The following is a 22,445-nucleotide window of genomic DNA, read 5'->3' on the forward strand; positions in this document are numbered from 1 at the left end:
TAAGATTAGAAAGTTAAGTTTAAATTTAGACCGACGCTTCTTGTTGATGGCATTCCAAAAACATCAACACCTTGTAAACCTTCTCCGGTACTTAGAGCCACATTTGGATCAAAAGGAGCATCTTTGTAAATAAAGAATAGATTTCTTGCAATTAGGGAGATACTTGCAGTCTGTACGAATGGTAATTTATCTTTCTTAAATGTATATCCAATAGAAACCTCTCTAACATTCACATTTGTAGCATCATAAATATACTCTCCGCTAACTCCATTTCTTCCTCCAACTGTATTGTAGTATTCTTTTGCGTCCATTGTAGTAACCGGTGTGGTTCCGTCACTGGCTCTGACTCCGTTAATTTGAACTCCTCCTGCATTTCTTGCGTCTCCGGAAGCTTTAGAAACTCCATTTTGATCATTTATAGCCTGGGTCAAACTTAAAACCTCACCCCCAAAACGCGCATCAATTAAAATGCTTGCAGTAAATGCTCCTATTTTAAATGTATTAGACCATCCTAGCATAAAATCAGGATTTGCATTACCAAGTTCCTCCCAATCAGTCCTTTGGATTGTGTTGTCCTTGTTTACTAATATTCTTCCCTGGGCATCTCTCTTAAATCTATAACCTTCTATCACTCCAAATGGCCTTCCTTCGACTAATGAATATCGATAACTGTTAGATCCCGGATCAGTTAAAACAATTCTTCCTTCTTCATTTTGAGCCGGAATATCATTTACCATGCTTCTATTTTGTGAGAAGTTAACTCTTGATTCCCAATTGAATTTTTCACCTCTGATGATATCAGCAAATACAACTGCCTCAAAACCTTTGTTTGAAATACTTCCTGCATTGATAGCATAGTTTGTATAACCATTTATATTTGTTGATTCTGCAGGAACTAACATATATTGGTTTTTAGTTTTTGAATTATAATAGGACAGCTCAAAACCAAATCTGTTATTGAACATTCTCCATTCCGTACCTACCTCAACCTCTGATTTTAATTCCGGTTTTAATGTAGTGCCCGGTCTTGGTCCTGCAGGAGGATTAATAGGAGTACCGGCTACAATAGAATAAGTTGGGCTAGTAACAAAAGCAGCAATATCATTACCTACCTGTGCATAGGTAGCGCGAACTTTTCCGAAGTTAACAAAGTCCGGCATTGCAGTCATTTCGCTTAAGATACCTGTTAATCCTAATGATGGATAAAAATATCCTGCATCATCTGTATTTACTAAAGTAGATGACCAGTCCTTTCTTCCGGCAACGTCTAAAAATAAATAGTCTTTGTAACCAAGTGTAGCAGCTGCAAATATGGATTGTACTTCTCTTTGATAAGTGGTCTCTACATTACCATTATTGTTAACAAAATTTCCTAATGTAAAGATATTTGCATTCGCCAATCCTCCTCCAATTCCTGAGTCAAGAACTATACCTGCACTTTTCCCATTATTGATACTGGTTCCCAGCGTTCCGTTTAATGAGAAATCTTCGGATAATTTAGTATGAATTAAAGCTATAAAATCAGCATAATTTTGAGTTGTAATTAAAGTAGAGTTGATATATCTTCCTTTTGGATGTACCAGTGAAGAAGCTGAAGTAGCATACATTTCTTTTCGAAAATTGCTTTCATTTCTGTTATAGCTATATCTTGATGTTAAGTTCAGCCAGCTATTTATTTTGTAATCAAAAGCGATAGCACCATTGAAGAAACTATTCGTATCAAAAGATTTTTGTTTGTTAATCTGCCAGTATGGGTTTTCGTTACTTTCATTAATCTGGGCTGTTTCAAAACCAGGATAATTTTGAGCCATCCAGTTTTTTGACTGATCATAAACCTCATAGTTTTTCAAGTCATTCAGACTAAATGCTCTTGGATGAGAATAAACACCGCTAACTGGGTTAAAATATAATCCGTTTACCGGTCTGTTATTAATTATCTGATTAACATAGTTACCAGTAACAGCAACATTTAATTTGTCTTTAAAGAATTTCCCTGCTTGACGAATACCAAAGTTATTCTTTTTCAAATGATTCCCCGGAATAATGCCTGAAGCATCTGTATTCGCATAAGTTAAAGATAGCGCTGCACCATCAGTCGCTTTTGAAAAAGCCATAGAAGTAATTTTTGTAACTCCGGTTTCAAAAAAACCTTTAATATTACTTTCTACTTTTTGTTTGGCTCCCCAAGTTCTTAAATCGCCGGGGGCTGAAGTATAATCTGATTGGAATTTAGGCAAATAAGCCGCCGCATCAATTGTTGTAACTGAATTTACATTAAAAGTTTCACTACCGGTTTTTCCTTTCTTAGAAGAAAGCAAAATTACACCTCTGGCTCCCTGAGAACCATATAGTACAGATGCCGCAGCACCTTTAAGAACTGTCATTCCTTCATAATCGTCCGGATTAATTAATGAAACAACATCTCCGCCATCACGGTTACCTCCTGCTAAATCCCCAAATGTACCGTTTGGTTGTGTCATACCTGCATTAAGCAAAGGAATACCGTCTATTACATATAATGGCTGGTTATTTGTAAAAGAAGAATTTCCACGAATAACTACCTTTGTAGATCCTCCAGATCCTGAAGAACTTTTTGTAATAGCAACACCGGCAATTTTACCCGCAACAGTGTTAATAAGGTTGGCATCTTTTACACGTGTTAACTCTTCTCCTTTAAGTTCCTGAGCAGCATAAGTCAAAGATTTTCTGGTTTTCTTAAGACCTAATGAAGTGACAACTACTTCATTTAAAGCATTAGAAGCTGCCTGTACCATTTTTACATTGATTGTAGCTTCATCACCTACAACAATTTTTTTTGTTTCAAGACCAACATATGTAAAAACTAAAGTCTCTCCTATTCGCACTTCAATTGAATACAATCCGTCAAAATCGCTAGTAGCTCCTTTTGGACCTCCCTGAACTGCAACAGAAACTCCCGGCAATGGCATTCCGTCAGAATCTGTAATCACACCTTTAATGCTCTTTACCTGAGCAAGAGAAACCTGCGCTGTAAAAACAATCATAAAGATTAAAAAAAAATTTTTCATGATAATTTATTTTGTTAGTTATAAGGTAAAAATACTATTAAAATATTGTTAAAGAAATTATCATAAACATACAGCACTAAACTTCACACAAACGACACAAAACAATCCATAAAACACTGTTTAAGAGTTATTTTATAACCATTTTCTGATAAAATATAGATAAATGACTGTGATTTCTTACGTAAAATAATTCTTAATAGACCGTGCTATAACATCAATTGAATAACATAATACCATTGATAATTGAATTACATTATTTACGCTCTACTATCTTTCATAAAAACATTATCTTATTAAAAAAACACAAGTGCTTCTTTTTTGTCAAAGTTTTATTCAAAAGAATTGTGTTTTAGCAAGTAATTGTTTAAAGTTGCACAATATTTAAGCTAAAGAAAATCCTTAATAAACTATTCCTAAAAATTGAACGAACTGCAAAAATTGAAATTTGACTTAAAACTTAAAAATCATGTTTGGTTTTGGAGCTGCTATTTTACCTTAAATTTTTTAAGATGGGGAGCCTACTTTAATGACTACTCCTATTCGTTCAAGTCAAACTTGATAGAATTCTCTTTACACATTCCATTAGTCTATTTTAATTTATTTGTACTGGTTCCTCGTTTGGTGCTAAAACAAAAGTACATTCAGTACACCTTTATGATGGTGGCTAGCCTATTGGGGGTCTACTTAATAAAAACCGGTCTTACCTATTATCTTATATCCGAAAATATCTGGCCGGAAGCGAACCGTGAATACCACACTTTCGACATTAACCACGTACTGGCAGTCTGCATTGGAGAATTGTACGTTGTTGCCATGGCGTCTTCCGTTTACCTTACCTTAACCTGGTTGCGAGAACGTGAAAGAAACCGATCATTAAGAGAAAATCAGTTTAAGATCAAACTAAAATATCTGGAAAATCAAATTCAGCCTCATTTCTTTTTTAATACGCTGAATAACTTGTATGCTTTGTCGCTTGAATCTTCAGATAAAGTACCGGACGTAATCTTAAAACTGTCTAATTTGATGGAGTATGTTTTATACGATGTCAAAGGAACCAAATCTGTTCCCTTAATCAAAGAAATTGATTACATACAAAATTATATCGAAATCGAGAAGTTACGTTTTGAAAATGTAGAAGTTACGATCAATCTGGAATCCAATATCGAGGATATTGTGGTACCTCCGCTGATCTTTATTTCATTGGTAGAAAATGCCTTTAAACATGGCGGAGTCAATAACAACAATATAAAAATCAAAATCAATTGTAAAGTTATCGACAATAAAATGTTAGACTTTGAAATCTTAAATAATTTTGTAATTTCACAAAATCTTAACTCGAAAGGTGGTATTGGCCTGGCGAATACCAAAAAAAGATTAAAACTGATTTACAAGAACGATTTTAGTCTAAAAAACACAATCAAATTAAATTACTATATAATCCGTTTGCAAATACCTCTTAATAATGAAAATTAAATGTGTGTTGGTTGATGATGAGCCTTTAGCAATCAAAGTCCTGCAAAATTATTTTACCAATTTTACAGATTTTGAAGTAATCGGCACATTTAATAATTCTTTGGAAGCGCTTGATTTTATAAACAGTACCACTGTCGATGCTGTATTCTTAGACATTAACATGCCTATGATGACAGGATTCGAACTTATTAGCTTAATCGAAAACAAAACCAAAGTTATCATCACAACGGCTTTTAGAGAATTTGCCGCCGAAAGTTACGATCTGGATGTTCTGGATTATTTAGTAAAACCTATCCCGCTTCCAAGATTTATAAAATGCATTAATAAAATCACCACCGAATACAATTTAAAAAACAATATTAAAGTCGAAACCGTAAAAGGAGACTCTCATATTTTTATTAAAGTCGATAAAAAAATGATGAAAATTAATATTGAAGAAATTCTTTTTGTTGAAGGCATGAAAGAATACATAAAAGTGGTGACTTCCGACAAAACCTATATTACACATAAATCGTTAACTTCTTTATCTGAAGAATTACCGGCTGACCGATTCCTGCGCATTCACAAATCATACGTAATCGCACTCAACAAAGTAAAATCTATAGAAGGTAATCGTATTCAAATACAATCCTACACCATTCCTATTGGAAGAAATTACAGCAAAGAAGTAAAAAACAAAATTCTGGAATAAATTCAGCTTCCTAAATCGTTTTTGTAACTCAGTAAAAACTAACACATTGTTGAAAAAATAATGTCGTTGGTTTAAATTTAACATTATTTGTAGCTTTTTATTTTTTTTTGATACACTTAACAAATATATTTACGGTCTTCAAAAAACAATAAAATAAAAAATTAACCTCTTAAATTATGAGTTCAGAAAATGTTCAAACCAAATGGGGACAGTTTATCTCGTTGATAATTGTTTTCTTCTTTTGGGGTTTTGTTGGTTCTGCCAATGACATCCTGATTCCTGTTTTCAAGAAAGTATTCACCTTATCGCAAGTACAATCACAATTAGTAGCCTGGGCCTTTTATGCGGCATACTTCGTAGGTTCCTTGATTTTCTTTTTGGTGTCCTTAAAATTAGATGTTTTACAAAAATTTGGATACAAAAAAACACTTTCTGCCGGTTTACTCCTATCTGCCGTTGGATCATTTTTATTCATTCCCGCTGCAACAATGGAAAGCTTCCCTTTCTTTTTAACCGCTTTATTTACAGTTGGATTAGGATTCTCTATCCAGCAAATTGTTGCCAATCCTCTTGCCATTAAAATGGGAAGCCCTGCAACAGGTGCACACCGTTTGACTTTAGCAGGTGGAATTAACTCTTTCGGAACTACAATTGGCGCTATCTTACTGGGAATCGCTTTATTCGGAATGGGGGACAACAAAAAAACAGCTCTTTCTTTAGAGGACATTAAACTGCCTTTTATTATTCTTGGACTTGCTTTTATCATAGTAGCCGTTTTCATGAACTTCTCCAAAATTGAAGATCCTGCAAAAGAGGACGAAGAAGAGATTAAAGTAGCTCATGAAAAATTCAACATACTAGACTACCCGCAGCTTTATTTAGGAATGTTAGGGATTTTTATCTACGTGGGTACAGAAGTAACCATCATCAGTAACTTACCTGCCTTATTGCATACACATGAATTTGGAAACATCCTCGAAGATGCTATTGCTCCATTTATTGCCCTTTACTGGGGAAGTTTAATGATTGGCCGCTGGAATGGCGGGGTTAACGTTTTCAACACTTCAAACTTAGTAAATACAGCGCTTAAATTTATTGTTCCTGCATTGGCATTTGGAGTAATCATTGGCGCTAACCTTTTTGCCGCGCACGATGTTTCTTCTTTTTACATTTACCCAATCTGGATCTTACTATTTATAGCAGTAAGTTTTGTTGGAGGTAAAAATGCAGGTAAAACCTTAATGCTTTTCGGAATTTCTGGTGTGTTGATGATGTTTGCCGGATTGGTTTACCCGGATCCGCAAATTGCTAAATTCTTCTTTATTTCCGGAGGTTTATTCTTATCTATCATGTGGCCGTCTATCTTTGATTTAGCAATTGCCGGCTTAGGTAAAAACACTGGAAAAGCGTCATCATTCTTAATCATGATGATTCTTGGAGGAGGAATTATCCCTCTAATTCAGGGAAGCATCTGTGATATCGACCTTACAAGTCCAAACGGAATTTTTGGAATCACATGGACACACTTCTCCTATATCGTTCCTCTTTTAGGCTTTGCTTATTTAGGGTTTTATGGTTTCTATTGCCCTAAAATTTTAAAAAGACAAGGAATCAATCACGTTGAAGGTGGAGGTGGAGGTCACTAAACCGAATAAAATTTTAAATTCCAAATCTCAAATTCCAAATTCCAAACCTTAGTGAGTGTTTGGAATTTGGAATTTGAGATTTTTTTTTTAGTACTACTTTCCTATACTCACAACAAACGAGACAGGCTACAAAAATCTGTTGGGTTTATATCATAAAAAAACGCCATCTTTCTATTGAAAAATGGCGTTTTTAAGTTTTTATTAGCTAAGGACTACTTGTTTCCTTTTTCGAAATCAGCTACAAACTGAGCCAATCCAATATCTGTTAATGGATGTTTCAACAATCCGTAAATTGCAGAAAGAGGCCCTGTCATTACATCAGCACCAATTTTAGCACAATTTACAATGTGCATCGTGTGACGTACAGAAGCTGCTAAAATTTGAGTTTCGTAACCGTAGTTATCATATACTAATCTAATCTCTTCGATTAAATTCAATCCGTCAGTTGAAACATCATCTAAACGACCCACAAACGGAGACACATAAGTTGCTCCCGCTTTTGCAGCCAAAATAGCTTGTCCCACTGAAAACACAAGAGTTACATTCGTTTTAATACCTTTATCAGAAAAATATTTTGCCGCCATAACACCTTCTTTCGTCATAGGCAATTTTACCACGATCTGGTCATGTAATTCAGCCAGCTCCTCACCTTCCTTAACCATACCGTCAAAATCCAGCGCATTCACTTCAGCACTTACATCTCCTTCAACCAAATTACAGATGTCAACATAGTGCTTCAAAATGTTGTTTTTTCCGGTAATTCCTTCTTTAGCCATCAATGATGGGTTAGTGGTTACACCATCCAAAACTCCTAAAGCCTGCGCTTCTTTAATCTGAGCTAAATTAGCCGTGTCAATAAAAAATTTCATAATCTATTTATATTTAATTGTGTGTTTAAAAATTTCGTGCAAAATTACAACTTATAATGATTCATCAGCATTTTTTCATAAACTTTATCCGGTAATGCACGTTTTAAAACAATAGAGAACTTCTGCATAAAAGCCCCTACTTTATAATGCACTTTTGGTTTTTCCTTTTGGATGATTTTATAAACAGCTTCAGCCATTTCATTCGGATTCCCCCCTGCATCAACATGTTCGTTCATCGTTGCCAGAATATCGCCATACACTTTTTCGTAAGCCGAACCTTTTACCACCGGTGCGTGATAACGACCTGCTGCAATATTTGTAGCAAAATCACCCGGAGCCACATTCGTAATTTCAATTCCAAACGACTTCACTTCCATTCGCAAAGCCTCGGTAATTAATTCTAAAGCCCCTTTGGAAGCCGAATACACGCTGCGATACGGCAATCCCATATAACCTGCAATCGAAGTAATATTGATAATCAAACCCGATTTTTGCTCTCGCATTTGAGGCAAAACAGCCTTCATCACTTCAATTGGTCCGAAAAAATTGGTTTCAAAATTATTCTTGATTTCCTCCGTCGGAATCTCCTCTAAAGGTCCGGTAATTCCAACCCCGGCATTATTAATGACAACATCCAGTCTTCCGGATGCTGCAATAACCTGATTCACTGCCAACTGTATAGATTCCGCATTACGAACGTCCAAAGCAACCAAAGGAAAAACAGAATGCTGGACCTTTTCAGGATTTCGGCTCGTTCCGTATACCACGAAACCTTTTTGATGTAAATACTCTCCAATAGACTTTCCAATTCCTGAAGATCCGCCGGTAATTAAAACAACTTTACTCATTATTTAAGTTTTGAGTTATGAGTTATGGGTTATGGGTTATGTGGAGAAATTTTTAATTTCCAACACTTAACTTTAACTTTCAAAAGGGTCAAAAATAAAAAAATCCTCCATAAGGAAGACTACTTTTAAATTAATTCTAAAAAAAATCCCGAAAGATCGGGAACTAAAAAAAAAAAAAAAATGGCAAGCGACCTACATCGCACCGCTCAACCACGTACCCTTGCTATGTTCCCATCCTGGGGGAGTCTGCAGGAGCTGGTCGTGTAGGACTTGCCGGTGCAAATATACAATCTTTTTATATTTTTGCAAGACCTTTGTTGCTATAAAAATATCATCGTATATTGGCTTATTCAAATTTTAAACTATGAAAAATTATAACTTCCTAACTGTCATTTTATTAGGAATCACATTAATTGGATGTGGAGATACAAAAAAAGGTGAAAATTCTTTGTTTACTATCGATGATTCGGCTTTTCCGGCCCATTTTTTACCTCAGGAAGCCATTTCGATCGGTGTTTTAAACCCAAATTCGAAAGAAATCGACAGCATTGCCTACTTTGTAAACGATAAAAAAGTGGGAAGCACTAAAGGTGCGGAAAAATTCAAATTTGAATTAAAAGAACAAAGATTAGGATATCAGTACCTAAAAGCTACCGTTTATTTTGGATCAGATTCCTCAGATGCTACTAAACGTGTGGAGCTGGTTTCTAATATAGAACCTAAATTATTAAAATATAAAATAATCAATACCTATCCGCACGACAAACAAGCTTTTACTGAAGGATTAGAGTTCTATAAAGACACTTTATACGAAAGCACCGGTCAGGAAGGAGCCTCTTACTTAAGAAAATACGATTATAAAACCGGGAAAATTTTCAAGCAAATTGATTTAGACAAAAAATACTTTGGTGAAGGTATTACGTTCATCAACGGCAAATTATTTCAGCTAACCTGGCAAAACAAAACAGGTTTTATCTACAATGCCAACACTTTAAAACTGGAAAAAACCTTTGCTTACGAGAAAGATATCGAAGGCTGGGGAATGACGAATGACGGGAAATACATTTATCAAACGGACAAAACCGAAAAAATCTGGAAAATGGATCCTGCCACGCAAAAAATGATAGATTACATCAACGTATACTCGGGAACTTCAAAAATTAAAGCCATTAATGAATTGGAGTGGATTAACGGAAAAATCTATACCAACGTTTGGTTTAAGGACGCTATTGCTGTCGTAAACCCTGTTTCCGGAGCCGTTGAAGGAATTCTGGACATGTCAGGATTACGCAAATTGATGACTGATGTGACTAAAGATGACGTTTTAAACGGAATTGCTTACAACCCCAAAACTAAAACTATTTTTGTTACCGGTAAAAACTGGAGCAAAATCTTCGAAATAACCGTTTCAGAATAAGATAATTAAGAACAAATTTTCAAACACAGATTTCACTAATTTCACTAATCTATTGTGTGATAATTGTGAAATTTGTGCTTTTTACTTTATACCTCAAAATAATGACAACTCTTATAACAAACATAAAAGAATTACTTCAGGTCCGCGAAACTTCAGTCACTAAAGTTTCCGGAGCAGAAATGGCCATACTTCCAACACTGAAAAATGCCTATTTAATTCTAAAAGACGATCTTATTCAGGATTATGGTCTGATGGAAAATCTTCCTGAAACCAATGCCGATCTGACAATCGATGCAACTGGACGAGTTATACTGCCTACGTGGTGCGACAGCCACACCCACATTGTATATGCAGGGAATCGCGAACAGGAATTTGTAGACCGCATCAATGGATTTTCGTATGAAGAAATTGCGAATCGTGGCGGTGGCATTCTAAACTCGGCTAAAAAACTCAATGAAACTACTGAAGAGGAAATCTACGAGCAGTCGAAACTTCGTTTAGAAGAAGTCATGCATTTGGGAACCGGAGCGGTAGAAATTAAATCAGGTTACGGACTAACTATCGAAGGCGAACTCAAAATGCTTCGCGTAATTCAAAAATTAGCTCAGAATTATCCGATTGCCATAAAAGCCACTTTTCTGGGAGCACATGCCTTCCCTTTGCATTACAAAGAAAACAAAGCAGGTTACATTGATGAAATCATCACCAAAATGCTGCCTGAGATTGCCCAAAACAAACTGGCCGATTACATAGATGCCTTTTGTGAAACTGGTTACTTTTCAGTTGAAGAAACAGAAAAAATCATGGAAGCCGGAATACAATTTGGGCTGAAACCTAAAATTCATGTGAACCAATTCAATTCTATTGGCGGAATACAGGCTGGAATCAAATACAACGCCCTTTCAGTGGATCATCTTGAAATTATGAACCCGGAAGACATTGAGGCTTTAAAAAACACCGAAACGATGCCTGTTGCTTTACCGTCCTGTTCTTATTTTTTAAGCATTCCTTACACCCCGGCTCGTGAAATGATAAAAGCAGGTCTGCCAATTGCCCTGGCTACAGATTTCAACCCAGGTTCTACTCCATCCGGAAACATGAATTTTGTCGTTGCAACGGCTTGTATTAAAATGAAAATGACTCCTGAAGAAGCTATAAATGCCGCTACTATAAATGGCGCCTACGCAATGGGAATTTCAGAAACACACGGAAGTATCACCAGAGGAAAAAAAGCCAATCTGATCCTTACAAAACCCGTTTCCTCTTACTATCAAATTCCTTACGCTTTTGGAAGCAATCTTATCGAAAGTGTTTTTCTTGAAGGAAAAATTCTAAAACAGTAAAATAATCGCTAGAAGAAAATTGTTTTAACACATAGAAACATAAGCTCTGTACTGGTACAAAAAAGGCGCTCCACTTTAAATAAGCCACATAACACTATGTAAACGAAACGTGCCTCTCCAACCTTCTTTTAGAGCTGTAAAAATCTATGTTTCTACGTGCTAAAATTAAATTTCATTCGAGTTTACCCAACGCGTTAAAGCATAAAAAAGGTCTGTGAAAAATCACAGACCTTTTTTACTTTTAGTGGTATTTGTCCTAAACGGCGTATTATCTTAAAGTGAAACTAGTTTTAGAAACTAATTCGTCATTGTCAAAAACGTTAATAAAGTAAGTTCCTTTTTCGAAATCTTTACCAATTAAATCTTCTGAAACGTTTACTGTTTTATTTTCATATTTCACAGTAGTTTTAAAGCTATACGTTAAAGTATTATCTCCAAAGCTTTCTGTTTTCTTTTCTCCTAAAACATTGTTTTTAGAATCAATAACCTGAACATAGTACGTTTTATCTCCTGATTTAGCGATTTGATTTTCAGCAATTGTAAAGCTTACTTTCAATACATCAGCACGGCTTGCTTTATCAGTTTCAATTTGCTTACCAGAGCTTCTTACTTTATAAGCAATTGTTTTAGTATTTAAGACTGATAATTTAGCTCCTTTTTCAACTGTTTTAGCCAATTCTTCGTTTTGACCAACCAAAACTTCATTGTATTTCTTAGACTCTCCTAACACTACAATTGTACTGTCTCTTTGAACTGTTAAAACACCATTTTGTTTTTTCAACTCATCGTTTTCAGCAACTAAAGTTTTCATTTTACCTTGCATTGCCTGAACTTGTGATCTGTACTTAGAAACATCTCCTTTAGATTTATTTAAATCATCCATAAGAGCGACTACTTTATCTCTTTCCTGAATTAACTCATCAGACATTGAAGTATTTTCAGCAATCGCAGCATCATAAGTTGCTTTTAATTCCTGTAAATCTTTCATAACAGATTCTTTTTCTGTCATTGTCGTTGTAAGTTCAGTTTTAACTACATCTGTATCAGATGATAATTTAAAAATATACACTAAGCTACCAATCAGTAGGACTGCTAAAACTGCGATTACCGCTTTTAGACTTGAGTTGTTGTTCTTTGGGTTTTCCATATTTAAAAAATTTTCTTTAAAACAAATTTAAGAATTAATATAAGGTAATAACGTAAGTTGCCACAATTATATTATTTTTGGAAAATATTTTTTTTTTCATGGAGAAACTAATTCCTTTTACTGTTAACGATTTGGCAAAAATCACCAATCATCGAAGTGGTGAAATAAAATTTGGAGAAAAAATGGTCATCATACCCAAAGGGGCTGACAAGATCAATTTTCTAAAAGGAAGTGAGGCCAAATATGTGCTTTTTGGGATACCTGAAGATATTGGGGTACGCGCCAATTACGGCAGACCCGGAGCAGCATCGGCATGGGAAAGTGCGATAAAAAGCATTGCCAATATTCAGCACAATCGTTTCTCTAAAGGCAGTCAGATTTTGGTTTTAGGACAGTTGGACGTTGCTCAGGAAATGCGTGATGTCGAAAATCTTGATTTTAATGATATTGACGACAGGTCCAAGCTAAGTCAGTTAGTCGAAAAAATTGACAAAGAAGTTTCACACATTATCTTTACACTTATAAAAGCTGGAAAAACACCTATCATAATTGGAGGCGGACACAATAATGCTTACGGAAATATAAAAGGATCGGCTTTAGCCAAAGGAAAACCAATCAATGCTATTAATTTTGATGCACATTCTGATTTTAGAATCCTTGAAGGACGTCATAGCGGCAACGGTTTTTCGTATGCCTATGAGGAAGGTTTCTTAAAAAAATACTTCATTTTTGGTCTGCATGAAAACTATACTTCTAAAAGCGTTTTAGACATCATCAAAAAACTGGAAGACCGCGTTCGTTACAATACGTACGACAGCGTCGGCATTCGCAGGGAAAAAGATTTTGACAGAGAAATGGCTTTGGCTTTAGAATTCATCAGAACAGATTCTTTTGGAATCGAAATCGATTTGGATGCTCTTCCGAACATTGCCAGCAGCGCGATGACCATCAGCGGTTTTTCAGTAGAACAAGTACGTCAGTTTGTTTCCTTTTTCGGGCAACATAAAAATGCGACCTATCTGCATATTTGCGAAGGTGCGCCAGATTTGGCCGATTCTCCGAACAACAATTTAATTGGCAAGCTGATAGGCTATTTAGTAACTGATTTTATTAAAGCGAATAACGAAAAAATCTAATCGCGACAGAAACTTTAACAATCAAAAAAAATAGGCGTTTGCCAAATAAAGCAATATTCAATTAAAGGATTAAACGAATAAACCTATCTTTGCACTGAATTTTAGTACTTAAAACTAAATTCTTAATAAGTCAAGATATGTTATTCGAAGATCTGTCACTCTCAAAAAGTATACAAAAAGCCGTATTTGAAGAAGGCTACTTAAATCCTACTCCTATTCAGGAACAATCGATCCCGATCGTTTTGTCAGGAAGAGATTTAATTGGCTGTGCACAAACCGGTACCGGAAAAACAGCAGCATTTGCTATTCCAATCATACATCAATTACACCGAATTGTAGGCTCGTCTAAAAAGGCCAAACAAGTTCGTGCTCTTATAGTTACTCCTACACGTGAATTAGCGGTTCAGATTGGACAAAGTTTTGACACTTATGCCAAATATACCAACTTAACACAATTGACTATTTTTGGAGGGGTTTCACAAAATCCTCAGGTAGACACTCTAAAAAATGGAGTTGACATTTTAGTTGCAACCCCAGGCCGTTTACTTGATTTACACAAACAAGGATTCCTGGATCTCGATCATTTACACACTTTAGTTCTGGATGAAGCCGATCAAATGCTGGACATGGGTTTTATCAATGATGTCAAAAAAATTGTTAAACTAACTCCTAAAAACAGGCAGACTTTATTGTTCTCTGCTACTATGCCGATTGCCATTCGCGAACTGGCTGAAATGTTTTTAAAAGACCCTGAAAAGGTAGAAGTTTCACCTGTTTCATCAACGGCAGAAACAGTTGAGCAGCGCATTTACTTTGTAGAAAAAACAGAGAAAAGAAATTTATTGTATCATTTGATCAAAAATGAAAACCTGTCTAATGTGCTGGTTTTTTCAAGAACCAAACATGGTGCTGACAATGTGGTAAAAGCGCTTCGTAAAAAAGACATTCCTGCCGAGGCTATTCACGGAGATAAATCTCAAAATGCCAGACAGCGTGTTTTAGATGCGTTTAAAAACAAAGAAGTTGGCGTTCTTGTTGCAACTGATATTGCTGCAAGAGGAATCGATATTGACCAATTGCCTTTTGTTATCAATTTTGATTTACCCAACATTCCGGAGACTTATGTACACCGAATTGGACGTACGGGGCGTGCCGGAAATGGCGGAATTGCCATTTCGTTTTGCGGTAAAGACGAACAGCCTTACTGGAAAGACATTCAGAAACTTATAAAAGTAGAGGTAAAAACCATTACCGATCATCCTTACCCATGGCACTCAGGAAGCCCGGAGGCGACGGATGAAAAACCTAAAAACTCAAACCGAAGCGGTGGTGCTCATAAATCGAGAAAATCAAATGCTTCTAAACAAAATAAAAAACGCTGGTACTAAAATTACCGTGTGGGCACAAGTATAAAAAATAACACGAATTGCACAAATTGTCACTAATTTGTTTATGGAATTAATTTCACAGACAAGGTTATCCTTTTAAGATTTGTGCAAATTTGTGAAATTTGTGTTCACACGGTAGACTACAACTATCCCGTTTAGTATCAATATTTTACTATATTGGGGATAACTTTAACACATAGCAACATAGGTGCTACACCTGCAAAAAAGACGTTTCACTACATTTAAATGCACACATCTTGCTATGTGAAAGTTTTTTTTGCATCCTCTTTTAAGGAACGATAATGAGCTACCGTGTGGATACAAGTATGAAAAGCAACACGAAATACCCCTAATTTGTTTGTGAAATTAATTTCACAAAAAAGGTTAACCTATTCAAATTTGTGCAAATTAGTGGAATTTGTGTTCAGACTTCCGGATACTAACCGGCGTTTTTCGTTTCCAGTATTAAGTAATTCATTATCTTAAAAAGGCGTACCGGTTCAAACGGCTTGATAATAATATCATTTATTCCTGAAGAAATCGCTTCATCTGTAATCTCGTCTTTATCAAAAGCAGTAAGCGCTATAATGGGAGTTTTAAGCCCTTTTGAACGAATCCTTCTCGTAGTTTCAAAACCATTCATCAAAGGCATGTTGATATCCATTAAAATCAGGTCGAAATTTTCGCTCTCCAGCATTTTTAAAGCCGCAAAACCATCATCAACTACTTTGCAGACATAATTGTGTTTTTCGATAATTTTTTTCGTCACCAGCTGATTGATGAGATTATCTTCTACAATTAGAATCTTATACACCTCATTTGAACTCAGATCAACCTCTATTTCTTCAATAATCAGTTTTGTTTTTTGAGGATCGAATTCAAACGGAATGGTAAATGAAAATGAAGTCCCAAAGCCTACTTCGCTTTTCAAATCAATTGTACTGCCAAAAAGCCCCAACAATCGTTTTACAATGCTCAAACCTAAGCCAGTTCCCTGATAATCTTCATCTTTTCTTCCTACCTGGACGAATTTCTCAAAAATTTTATCCTGATCTACAGCTGCAATCCCTACTCCGTTATCTTTTACCCAAAAATCCAGAAAATACATCTTTCCTTCAAATCGATTCAGTTTTACGATAATTTCAACTTCACCATCTTTCGTAAACTTAAGTGCATTACTGACCAGATTCATCAAAATCTGAGCAAGTCGCAACTTATCTCCAATCAGATATTCCGGAATACAGGGATCAATAGAAACTGTGATTTTATCATTGTTTTTTTGCGACAAAAAGGACAACGAATTCTTAATCATCACGATCTCATCGGAAATATTGAATGTCAAATTCTCCAATACCACTTTATTCTCCTCAATTTTATTAATCTGAAGAATGTCATTTACCAACGATAATAAATAACGGGCCGAAAATTTTAACGAACTCAAATGCTGACTTCTGGACAGTTCTTTGTGTTCTTCGAGCAGCATATTGGTGATTCCAACCACACCGTACAATGGCGTACGCAATTCATGACTTATAGTCGAAATAAACTGAGTCTTCAATAGCGAAGCTTCCTCAGCAATTTCTTTTGCTTCTAAAAGCTCTGCATTGTGTTTTTTCTTAAACCTGATGTTTTTAATTAGAGTAATAATGAGAACCAAAAGTATCAGTGAAATCAGTACAAATAAAATCACAATAATCCTTGACTTTTTAAGACTTTGATACTGTGAATCTTTCTCGCTTTCAATCTTATCAATCTGCCTTTTGTATTCGTCTAATTCTAAATTAAAACCGGCAATAGAGGCTTTTTTGAGTTTTTCCTCATTGTACAATTCTTCTGTTATCTTATTGTATGAGGCCAGATTCACATAAGCTTCTTCATACTTCCCTATTTTGTTTAAAAACTTAGAATATTCCTGATGCGAATACGACAAATCCGATCGCTCCTCACTATTTTTACCTGCCTGAATTGCTTTGAGAAAGAAAACATTCGCCAACTCATAATCATTATGGTAACTATAATACATCCCGTTTAGCATGTTTACAACGATCTCTGTAGACTCATCACCATATTTAGTCTTATTGCCGTTTACAAATTTTAGAAACGGATATCCTTCTTGAAATTTTCCTATATCAAAATAAGCCCAGGCAATATTTACGTTTGTAAAATATACCTGCGGCATCTCGTTTAATTTTAAACTGTAGGCTATGGATTTTTTGTAATAATTAATTCCCCGGTTGAACTGTTTTTTCTCAAAACAATAAATATTACCAAGATTATTATAAAGACTGTATTTTAAGGAATCGTTATTGGTTTTACTGGCGTACAACAATCCTTTTTTATAGAAGAAAATAGCTTTATCAAATTCCGACAATTCATTGTAATTCCCGGCAATTATTTTATACGATTTTGCTATTAAATTATTATTCTTAGCGGCTGTAGCATAGTTTAATGCTATTCTCGAGGTGATGAGTGACTTTTCAAAATTTGATTTCCTATAGTCTCCCCAGGCTTCCTCTACAAGTTTATTAATCTTTGCCTCCGGCACCGTTTCAGATTGCACAATGGCTGAATTGGCAAAACAATTCAGACACACCAGCAGTAGTAGCAAAAGAATCCGTATTCGGGGCATAAATAGGCTAATTTGACCAAATATACATCAAAAATAAAAAAAAGCTGTATTTCTATTAAAAATACAGCTTCTTTTTTATTTGGACTTTAAAAGTTTTTAAAGTCTTTTCCTACCTGAATAAAAATAATTATAAGTTTTCGGAAGCAATTTCAGGGTCTTTATCATCCTCCCATTGCCCCACAACTGATGTTGCCAACGCATTTCCTAAAACGTTTGTAGCACTTCTGAACATATCACAAAAGTGATCGATTGGTAAGATTAATGCAATTCCTTCAACCGGAATATCAAACATACCGCAAGTAGCTGCTACGACAACCAAACTGGCTCTTGGCACACCTGCAATACCTTTACTGGTTAACATTAAAACCAAAAGCATTACCATTTGCGTTCCTAAGTCCAGATGCACTCCATAAAACTGAGCAATAAAAATACTGGCAAAAGTCATATACATCATACTACCATCAAGGTTAAACGAGTATCCAAGCGGCAGCATAAAGGCTACAATTTTGTCTTTTACACCAAAATCTTCCAATTCTTCTGTTAATTTTGGAAAAACAGCTTCACTACTCGTTGTACCGAAAGCAATCGCCAGAGGACCTGTAATACGTCTTAAAAGCTCTGTCATTCTTCCTTTCAGAAAAAGATAACCTACCGCAACCAGAACCACCCATAAAGTACCGATTCCAACTAAAAACGATCCAAAGAATTTAAAATAGGTAATGACCAACTCTTCGGCATCTCTAATAGCGAATACTCCAGCAATGGCTCCGAAAACTCCAATTGGAGCGAAATTCATCACATAGTTTACCATTTTTAAAACGATATGCGAAGTCTTATCTAAAGCATTGATTACCGGTTTTACTGTACTTCCCAAAGAGGCACCAGCTAACCCGAAGAAGATTGAAAATACAACAATCTGTAAAATTTCATTGGTTGCCATTGCTTCAAAAATACTTTTAGGTACAATGTGCTCTACAAAATTTTCAACAGATAATGTTTTTGTTTTAGCAGTTACTTCTGAAGCAGCAGCCATATCAACATGATCCAGTTTTAAACCTACACCCGGCTCTAAAATATTCACATAAAACAACCCAATCAATAAGGAGATAAAAGAAGCAGTAAAAAACCATCCAAGGGCTTTCCCTCCAATTCTCCCCACAGTTTTGATATCTCCAAGCTTTGCAATACCTACAACTAAAGTGGTAAATACTAACGGAGAAATAATCATCTGTACCAATCTGATAAAGATTGTGGCAAGCATTTTAATTTTATTGCTAAAAGATTGTGCTGCCTCAGGCGAAATCGAATTGTGTAAAATTATTCCCAAAGCGGCTCCAAGAACCATTGCAATAATAATCTGCCCTGTTAATCCTTTAAGAAAAGATTTCTTTTTAGTTTCTGTAACTTCTTGCATTAATTTGTTTGTTTTAAATTAAAATGTCAAAACCCTCACTGTCTTAACTTTTATAAATACGTTTTGTTGATCAAATAAAAATCAGCCAAAACAATCGCAGCCATTGCTTCGACAATTGGCACTGCGCGAGGCACTACACACGGATCATGACGGCCTTTACCGGTCATTGGTGTAATATTTCCTTTATTGTCTAATGAATCCTGAGTCTGCATGATAGTCGCAACAGGTTTGAAAGCTACTCTGAAGTAAATATCCATTCCGTTGCTTATCCCTCCCTGAATTCCTCCGGAAAGATTTGTTTTTGTAGTTCCGTCGGGATTGTATAAATCGTTGTGCTCACTTCCTTTCATTTCAGAACCCGAAAATCCGCTTCCGTATTCAAAACCTTTTACGGCATTGATCGAAAGCATGGCTTTTCCTAATTCAGCATGCAGTTTATCAAAAACCGGCTCTCCTAAACCTACCGGAACATTTTGAATGACACAGGAAACTACACCTCCAACGGTATCTCCTTGTTTGCGGATATCGCGAATATATTCTTCCATAATCGCTGCCGATTTTTCATCCGGACAACGAACAGGATTGCTCTCTATTTTAGAAAAATCCAAATCCTGATAAGGTGTATCCAAATGAATTGGACCAACCGACGAAACGTAGGCATTAATTTTTATTTCAGGAAGCATTTGTTTTGCTATCGCTCCCGCAACTACTCTGCTTGCTGTTTCTCTGGCAGAGCTTCTTCCACCACCGCGATAGTCTCGAAAACCATATTTCTGGTCGTATACATAATCAGCATGACTAGGTCTGTAATTGTCTTTTATATGGGAGTAATCGTCTGATTTTTGATTGGTATTCGGAATAATAAAACCAATAGGCGTTCCAGTCGTTTTACCTTCAAAAATACCCGATAAAAACTGAACTGCATCCGGTTCTTTACGTTGTGTTACAATTGCCGACTGTCCGGGCTTTCTTCTGGACATTTCAACTTCAATTGCATCTAAATCAAGTTCAATTCCTGATGGGCAACCATCTATAATTCCGCCTAAAGCTTCACCATGAGATTCTCCAAATGTTGTAACTTTATATAAATTGCCGTAGCTATTTCCTGCCATTGTAATTAGTTTTGAGCAAATGTAAGTTTTATGAATTAAATTAAAAAATTTAAAATTGGTATTATTAAGCAAAGGTTAAGGGGATTAAAAATCACAATTTGTTAAAATTGCAGCCAAATTGGTAACCATTTCATAAAATTTCTCTCACAAGAGTTTCTTTCATTTGTTAAACTTCAAAAAAAGAAAAATTGAAAAAACGAAATGTTGAATTGGTCATTATATCAGATGTCCATTTAGGAACTTACGGAAGTCACGCCAAAGAACTAAACAACTACTTATCAAGCATAAAGCCTAAAACATTAGTCCTGAACGGTGACATTATTGATGCCTGGCAATTTAGAAAATCATACTTTCCAAAAGCACATTTAAGAGTCATTCAGCGTATTATCGGCATGGCATCTAAAGGCACAAAAGTATATTACATCACCGGAAACCATGATGAAATTCTTCGGAAATTCAGCGATATGAACATGGGGAATTTTGCACTGGTCGATAAATTAGTTTTGGAACTGGACGATAAAAAAGCATGGATTTTTCATGGAGATGTCTTTGATGCTTCCGTTCAACACTCTAAATGGATTGCAAAACTGGGCGGACTAGGATACGATTACTTAATTCTAAGCAATCGATTTGCCAACTGGTGCCTTGCAAAACTAGGACGAGAACCTTACTCCTTCTCTAAAAAGATAAAAGCCAGCGTGAAAAAAGCCGTTAAATTTATTTCTGATTTTGAAACTACTGCAACTGATCTGGCTATTGAAAAAAAATACGATTACGTCATCTGCGGACACATACACGAACCGAAAATTGTCACCAAAGAAAACAAACACGGGTCGACTTTATACCTTAATTCAGGAGATTGGGTGGAAAATCTTACTGCATTGGAATACCATAAAAAGCGATGGAAATTATACTCTTATGCCGAAAGTAATTTTACCGAGGAAGAAAATCTCTTTGAAATGGAGGACACACTGAGCTCTCAGTTAATTTCTACTATCATTCTAAACAAATAAACCTCTAAACACACTGCCTATCGCAAATAAAACTACTTGAAACCTGCCTTATTGCTTCTTAAAAATGTGAATTATATAACAATTTTTAATAATCCTATACGTTTCAAAATTATTGTGAGGATTAAATTTGATAAAAATTAATAACCATTTTTTATGAAGAAAATCATTTTATCTGCCCTAATGCTATTAGGTTTAGCGTTTACGGCACAATCACAAGAAATTTCGAAACATGCCCTTGGTATCCGTTTAGGAGATAATAACGGTTTTGGCGGAGAAGTATCTTATCAGTTAGGATTAAACCAAAAAAACAGACTGGAATTTGATTTAGGATGGAGAAATAGCAGTAACGTTGACGCTATTAAAGGTGTAGCACTTTATCAATGGGTTTGGAATATTGATGGCGGTTTCAACTGGTATGCAGGTGTTGGTGGTGGTCTTGCAAGCTGGAATCACGACTATTACACCAACAACAACAGATACAAAGATAACGGAACGTATGTTTTTGCTGCGGGAGATATTGGTATAGAATACAGATTTAAAGAAGCACCAATCACACTATCATTAGACGCGAGACCTGAAGTTGGTTCCGGATATTATGACGATGACAATTTTGGATTTGACGTAGGTTTAGGAGTGAAATTCAGATTCTAAATAAAGACAAAAATAATTATAAAAAGAAACCTGTCGTTTTTAATGCGACAGGTTTTTTTATGTTTACATTGAGGCTTCGACTTCGCTCAGCCTGACATTCGCTTCGACTTCGCTCAGCCTGACACCCCACAACTCACAACTCACAACTCACAACTCATAACTCATAACTCATAACTCACTTCACGATGATCTCTTTTTTAGAGTGTACTTTGATTACGGTGTACGGATACGTAATAACCTGCGTTACCATAGCATCTGCAGCGGGATTATTTTCCTTAACGGTGATGATAATATTTTTATCCGTTTCTTCTACCTTTTCAACACCAATAGAATAGCCACCGGTATTTTTTTCTCCCATATTCAGAATTACATAATTTGAATTACTGATATCGTCCTGTTTCATTTTTGCTTTCAAATGGGGATCATTTTCCAGCATTTTGATTTCGTTCGGTTCCGTCAGAATTTCAAAAAATTTGATATTTCCTCCTCCGTCAGATTGTTCTGTGAGAACTTCATACAAAATTTTAGAGGTTCCGTCAGCGTTTTTCTTAACCCCGCAAGAAACTAAAACCAGAATCACCAGTACCGAAATTACTTTTTTCATTTACGTTAACTTTTAAG

General features: G+C 35.6%; 17 protein-coding genes and 1 other RNA gene. 9 read left to right on the forward strand and 9 right to left on the reverse strand.

Going from position 1 to position 22,445, the window contains the following annotated elements:
- Positions 1-5 precede the first annotated feature (5 nt).
- Positions 6-3,047: a SusC/RagA family TonB-linked outer membrane protein gene (locus LNQ34_RS00135; RefSeq protein WP_229998286.1), complete on the reverse strand. Its 3,042-nt coding sequence runs from the start codon at positions 3,045-3,047 to the stop codon at positions 6-8.
- Between the two features lie 420 nt (positions 3,048-3,467).
- On the opposite strand from LNQ34_RS00135, the gene LNQ34_RS00140 reads away from it, so the two are divergent.
- From LNQ34_RS00140 to LNQ34_RS00150, 3 genes are all read left to right on the forward strand, one after another.
- On the forward strand, positions 3,468-4,520 hold the full coding sequence (locus LNQ34_RS00140; protein ID WP_202703589.1) for a sensor histidine kinase: 1,053 nt from the start codon (positions 3,468-3,470) through the stop codon (positions 4,518-4,520).
- On the forward strand, positions 4,510-5,211 hold the full coding sequence (locus tag LNQ34_RS00145; RefSeq protein ID WP_017497635.1) for a LytR/AlgR family response regulator transcription factor: 702 nt from the start codon (positions 4,510-4,512) through the stop codon (positions 5,209-5,211). Before LNQ34_RS00140 ends, LNQ34_RS00145 begins: the two co-directional genes overlap by 11 nt.
- A 176-nt stretch (positions 5,212-5,387) precedes the next feature.
- Positions 5,388-6,857, forward strand: coding sequence for an MFS transporter (locus LNQ34_RS00150; RefSeq protein ID WP_202703590.1), 1,470 nt, complete (start codon positions 5,388-5,390; stop codon positions 6,855-6,857).
- A gap of 212 nt (positions 6,858-7,069) precedes the next feature.
- Here the strand turns inward: LNQ34_RS00150 and fsa are convergent, their stop codons facing one another.
- The 3 genes from fsa to ffs all read right to left on the reverse strand — a co-directional run bounded on the left by fsa (position 7,070) and on the right by ffs (position 8,850).
- Positions 7,070-7,726, reverse strand: a complete 657-nt coding sequence (gene fsa, locus LNQ34_RS00155) for a fructose-6-phosphate aldolase (RefSeq protein WP_017497638.1) — start codon at positions 7,724-7,726, stop codon at positions 7,070-7,072.
- A gap of 44 nt (positions 7,727-7,770) precedes the next feature.
- Positions 7,771-8,574, reverse strand: a complete 804-nt coding sequence (locus LNQ34_RS00160; protein WP_229998287.1) for an SDR family oxidoreductase — start codon at positions 8,572-8,574, stop codon at positions 7,771-7,773.
- A 178-nt stretch (positions 8,575-8,752) separates the two neighbouring features.
- Positions 8,753-8,850, reverse strand: an RNA gene (gene ffs / locus LNQ34_RS00165) — signal recognition particle sRNA small type.
- Between the two features lie 88 nt (positions 8,851-8,938).
- Between ffs and LNQ34_RS00170 the strand changes: the two genes are divergently transcribed.
- Positions 8,939-9,991, forward strand: coding sequence for a glutaminyl-peptide cyclotransferase (locus tag LNQ34_RS00170; RefSeq protein ID WP_229998288.1), 1,053 nt, complete (start codon positions 8,939-8,941; stop codon positions 9,989-9,991).
- A 101-nt stretch (positions 9,992-10,092) separates the two neighbouring features.
- Positions 10,093-11,334, forward strand: coding sequence for an imidazolonepropionase (hutI, locus tag LNQ34_RS00175; RefSeq protein WP_229998289.1), 1,242 nt, complete (start codon positions 10,093-10,095; stop codon positions 11,332-11,334).
- Between the two features lie 268 nt (positions 11,335-11,602).
- Here the strand turns inward: hutI and LNQ34_RS00180 are convergent, their stop codons facing one another.
- Entirely contained in the window at positions 11,603-12,481 is an 879-nt protein-coding gene (locus LNQ34_RS00180; protein ID WP_202703594.1) for a hypothetical protein, read from the reverse strand.
- Between the two features lie 98 nt (positions 12,482-12,579).
- Between LNQ34_RS00180 and LNQ34_RS00185 the strand changes: the two genes are divergently transcribed.
- Both LNQ34_RS00185 and LNQ34_RS00190 read left to right on the forward strand, forming a co-directional pair.
- Complete coding sequence (locus LNQ34_RS00185; protein ID WP_229998290.1) at positions 12,580-13,617, forward strand: formimidoylglutamase; 1,038 nt, start codon at positions 12,580-12,582, stop codon at positions 13,615-13,617.
- A gap of 137 nt (positions 13,618-13,754) precedes the next feature.
- Positions 13,755-15,005, forward strand: coding sequence for a DEAD/DEAH box helicase (locus LNQ34_RS00190; protein ID WP_202703596.1), 1,251 nt, complete (start codon positions 13,755-13,757; stop codon positions 15,003-15,005).
- Between the two features lie 439 nt (positions 15,006-15,444).
- On the opposite strand, the gene LNQ34_RS00195 is transcribed toward LNQ34_RS00190, so the two are convergent.
- From LNQ34_RS00195 to aroC, 3 genes are all read right to left on the reverse strand, one after another.
- Positions 15,445-17,634, reverse strand: coding sequence for a response regulator (locus tag LNQ34_RS00195; RefSeq protein ID WP_229998291.1), 2,190 nt, complete (start codon positions 17,632-17,634; stop codon positions 15,445-15,447).
- A 127-nt stretch (positions 17,635-17,761) separates the two neighbouring features.
- Positions 17,762-19,048, reverse strand: a complete 1,287-nt coding sequence (locus LNQ34_RS00200) for a dicarboxylate/amino acid:cation symporter (protein WP_202703598.1) — start codon at positions 19,046-19,048, stop codon at positions 17,762-17,764.
- A gap of 50 nt (positions 19,049-19,098) precedes the next feature.
- A complete protein-coding gene (gene aroC, locus LNQ34_RS00205; RefSeq protein WP_017497647.1) occupies positions 19,099-20,160 on the reverse strand; it encodes a chorismate synthase in 1,062 nt (353 codons plus the stop codon).
- Positions 20,161-20,348: 188 nt separating this feature from the next.
- Between aroC and LNQ34_RS00210 the strand changes: the two genes are divergently transcribed.
- Positions 20,349-21,173, forward strand: a complete 825-nt coding sequence (locus LNQ34_RS00210) for a UDP-2,3-diacylglucosamine diphosphatase (RefSeq protein ID WP_017497648.1) — start codon at positions 20,349-20,351, stop codon at positions 21,171-21,173.
- Positions 21,174-21,326: 153 nt separating this feature from the next.
- The gene (locus LNQ34_RS00215) at positions 21,327-21,824 is read left to right on the forward strand and encodes a hypothetical protein (RefSeq protein WP_202703599.1); all 498 of its coding nucleotides are present in this window, start codon (positions 21,327-21,329) and stop codon (positions 21,822-21,824) included.
- Positions 21,825-21,999: 175 nt separating this feature from the next.
- Here the strand turns inward: LNQ34_RS00215 and LNQ34_RS00220 are convergent, their stop codons facing one another.
- Complete coding sequence (locus LNQ34_RS00220) at positions 22,000-22,428, reverse strand: protease complex subunit PrcB family protein (RefSeq protein ID WP_202703600.1); 429 nt, start codon at positions 22,426-22,428, stop codon at positions 22,000-22,002.
- Positions 22,429-22,445: the final 17 nt, after the last annotated feature.

Origin of the sequence: Flavobacterium lipolyticum (assembly GCF_020905335.1) — a bacterium.
Lineage (GTDB): Bacteria > Bacteroidota > Bacteroidia > Flavobacteriales > Flavobacteriaceae > Flavobacterium > Flavobacterium lipolyticum.

Bases quoted from the DNA above. Each gene is read 5' to 3' on its own strand.
- LNQ34_RS00135 (WP_229998286.1), bottom strand. From the start codon at position 3,047: ATGAAAAATTTTTTTTTAATCTTTATGATTGTTTTTACAGCGCAGGTT.
- LNQ34_RS00145 (WP_017497635.1), top strand. From the start codon at position 4,510: ATGAAAATTAAATGTGTGTTGGTTGATGATGAGCCTTTAGCAATCAAA.
- LNQ34_RS00150 (WP_202703590.1), top strand. From the start codon at position 5,388: ATGAGTTCAGAAAATGTTCAAACCAAATGGGGACAGTTTATCTCGTTG.
- fsa (WP_017497638.1), bottom strand. From the start codon at position 7,726: ATGAAATTTTTTATTGACACGGCTAATTTAGCTCAGATTAAAGAAGCG.
- LNQ34_RS00160 (WP_229998287.1), bottom strand. From the start codon at position 8,574: ATGAGTAAAGTTGTTTTAATTACCGGCGGATCTTCAGGAATTGGAAAG.
- LNQ34_RS00170 (WP_229998288.1), top strand. From the start codon at position 8,939: ATGAAAAATTATAACTTCCTAACTGTCATTTTATTAGGAATCACATTA.
- hutI (WP_229998289.1), top strand. From the start codon at position 10,093: ATGACAACTCTTATAACAAACATAAAAGAATTACTTCAGGTCCGCGAA.
- LNQ34_RS00180 (WP_202703594.1), bottom strand. From the start codon at position 12,481: ATGGAAAACCCAAAGAACAACAACTCAAGTCTAAAAGCGGTAATCGCA.
- LNQ34_RS00185 (WP_229998290.1), top strand. From the start codon at position 12,580: ATGGAGAAACTAATTCCTTTTACTGTTAACGATTTGGCAAAAATCACC.
- LNQ34_RS00190 (WP_202703596.1), top strand. From the start codon at position 13,755: ATGTTATTCGAAGATCTGTCACTCTCAAAAAGTATACAAAAAGCCGTA.
- LNQ34_RS00195 (WP_229998291.1), bottom strand. From the start codon at position 17,634: ATGCCCCGAATACGGATTCTTTTGCTACTACTGCTGGTGTGTCTGAAT.
- LNQ34_RS00200 (WP_202703598.1), bottom strand. From the start codon at position 19,048: ATGCAAGAAGTTACAGAAACTAAAAAGAAATCTTTTCTTAAAGGATTA.
- aroC (WP_017497647.1), bottom strand. From the start codon at position 20,160: ATGGCAGGAAATAGCTACGGCAATTTATATAAAGTTACAACATTTGGA.
- LNQ34_RS00215 (WP_202703599.1), top strand. From the start codon at position 21,327: ATGAAGAAAATCATTTTATCTGCCCTAATGCTATTAGGTTTAGCGTTT.
- LNQ34_RS00220 (WP_202703600.1), bottom strand. From the start codon at position 22,428: ATGAAAAAAGTAATTTCGGTACTGGTGATTCTGGTTTTAGTTTCTTGC.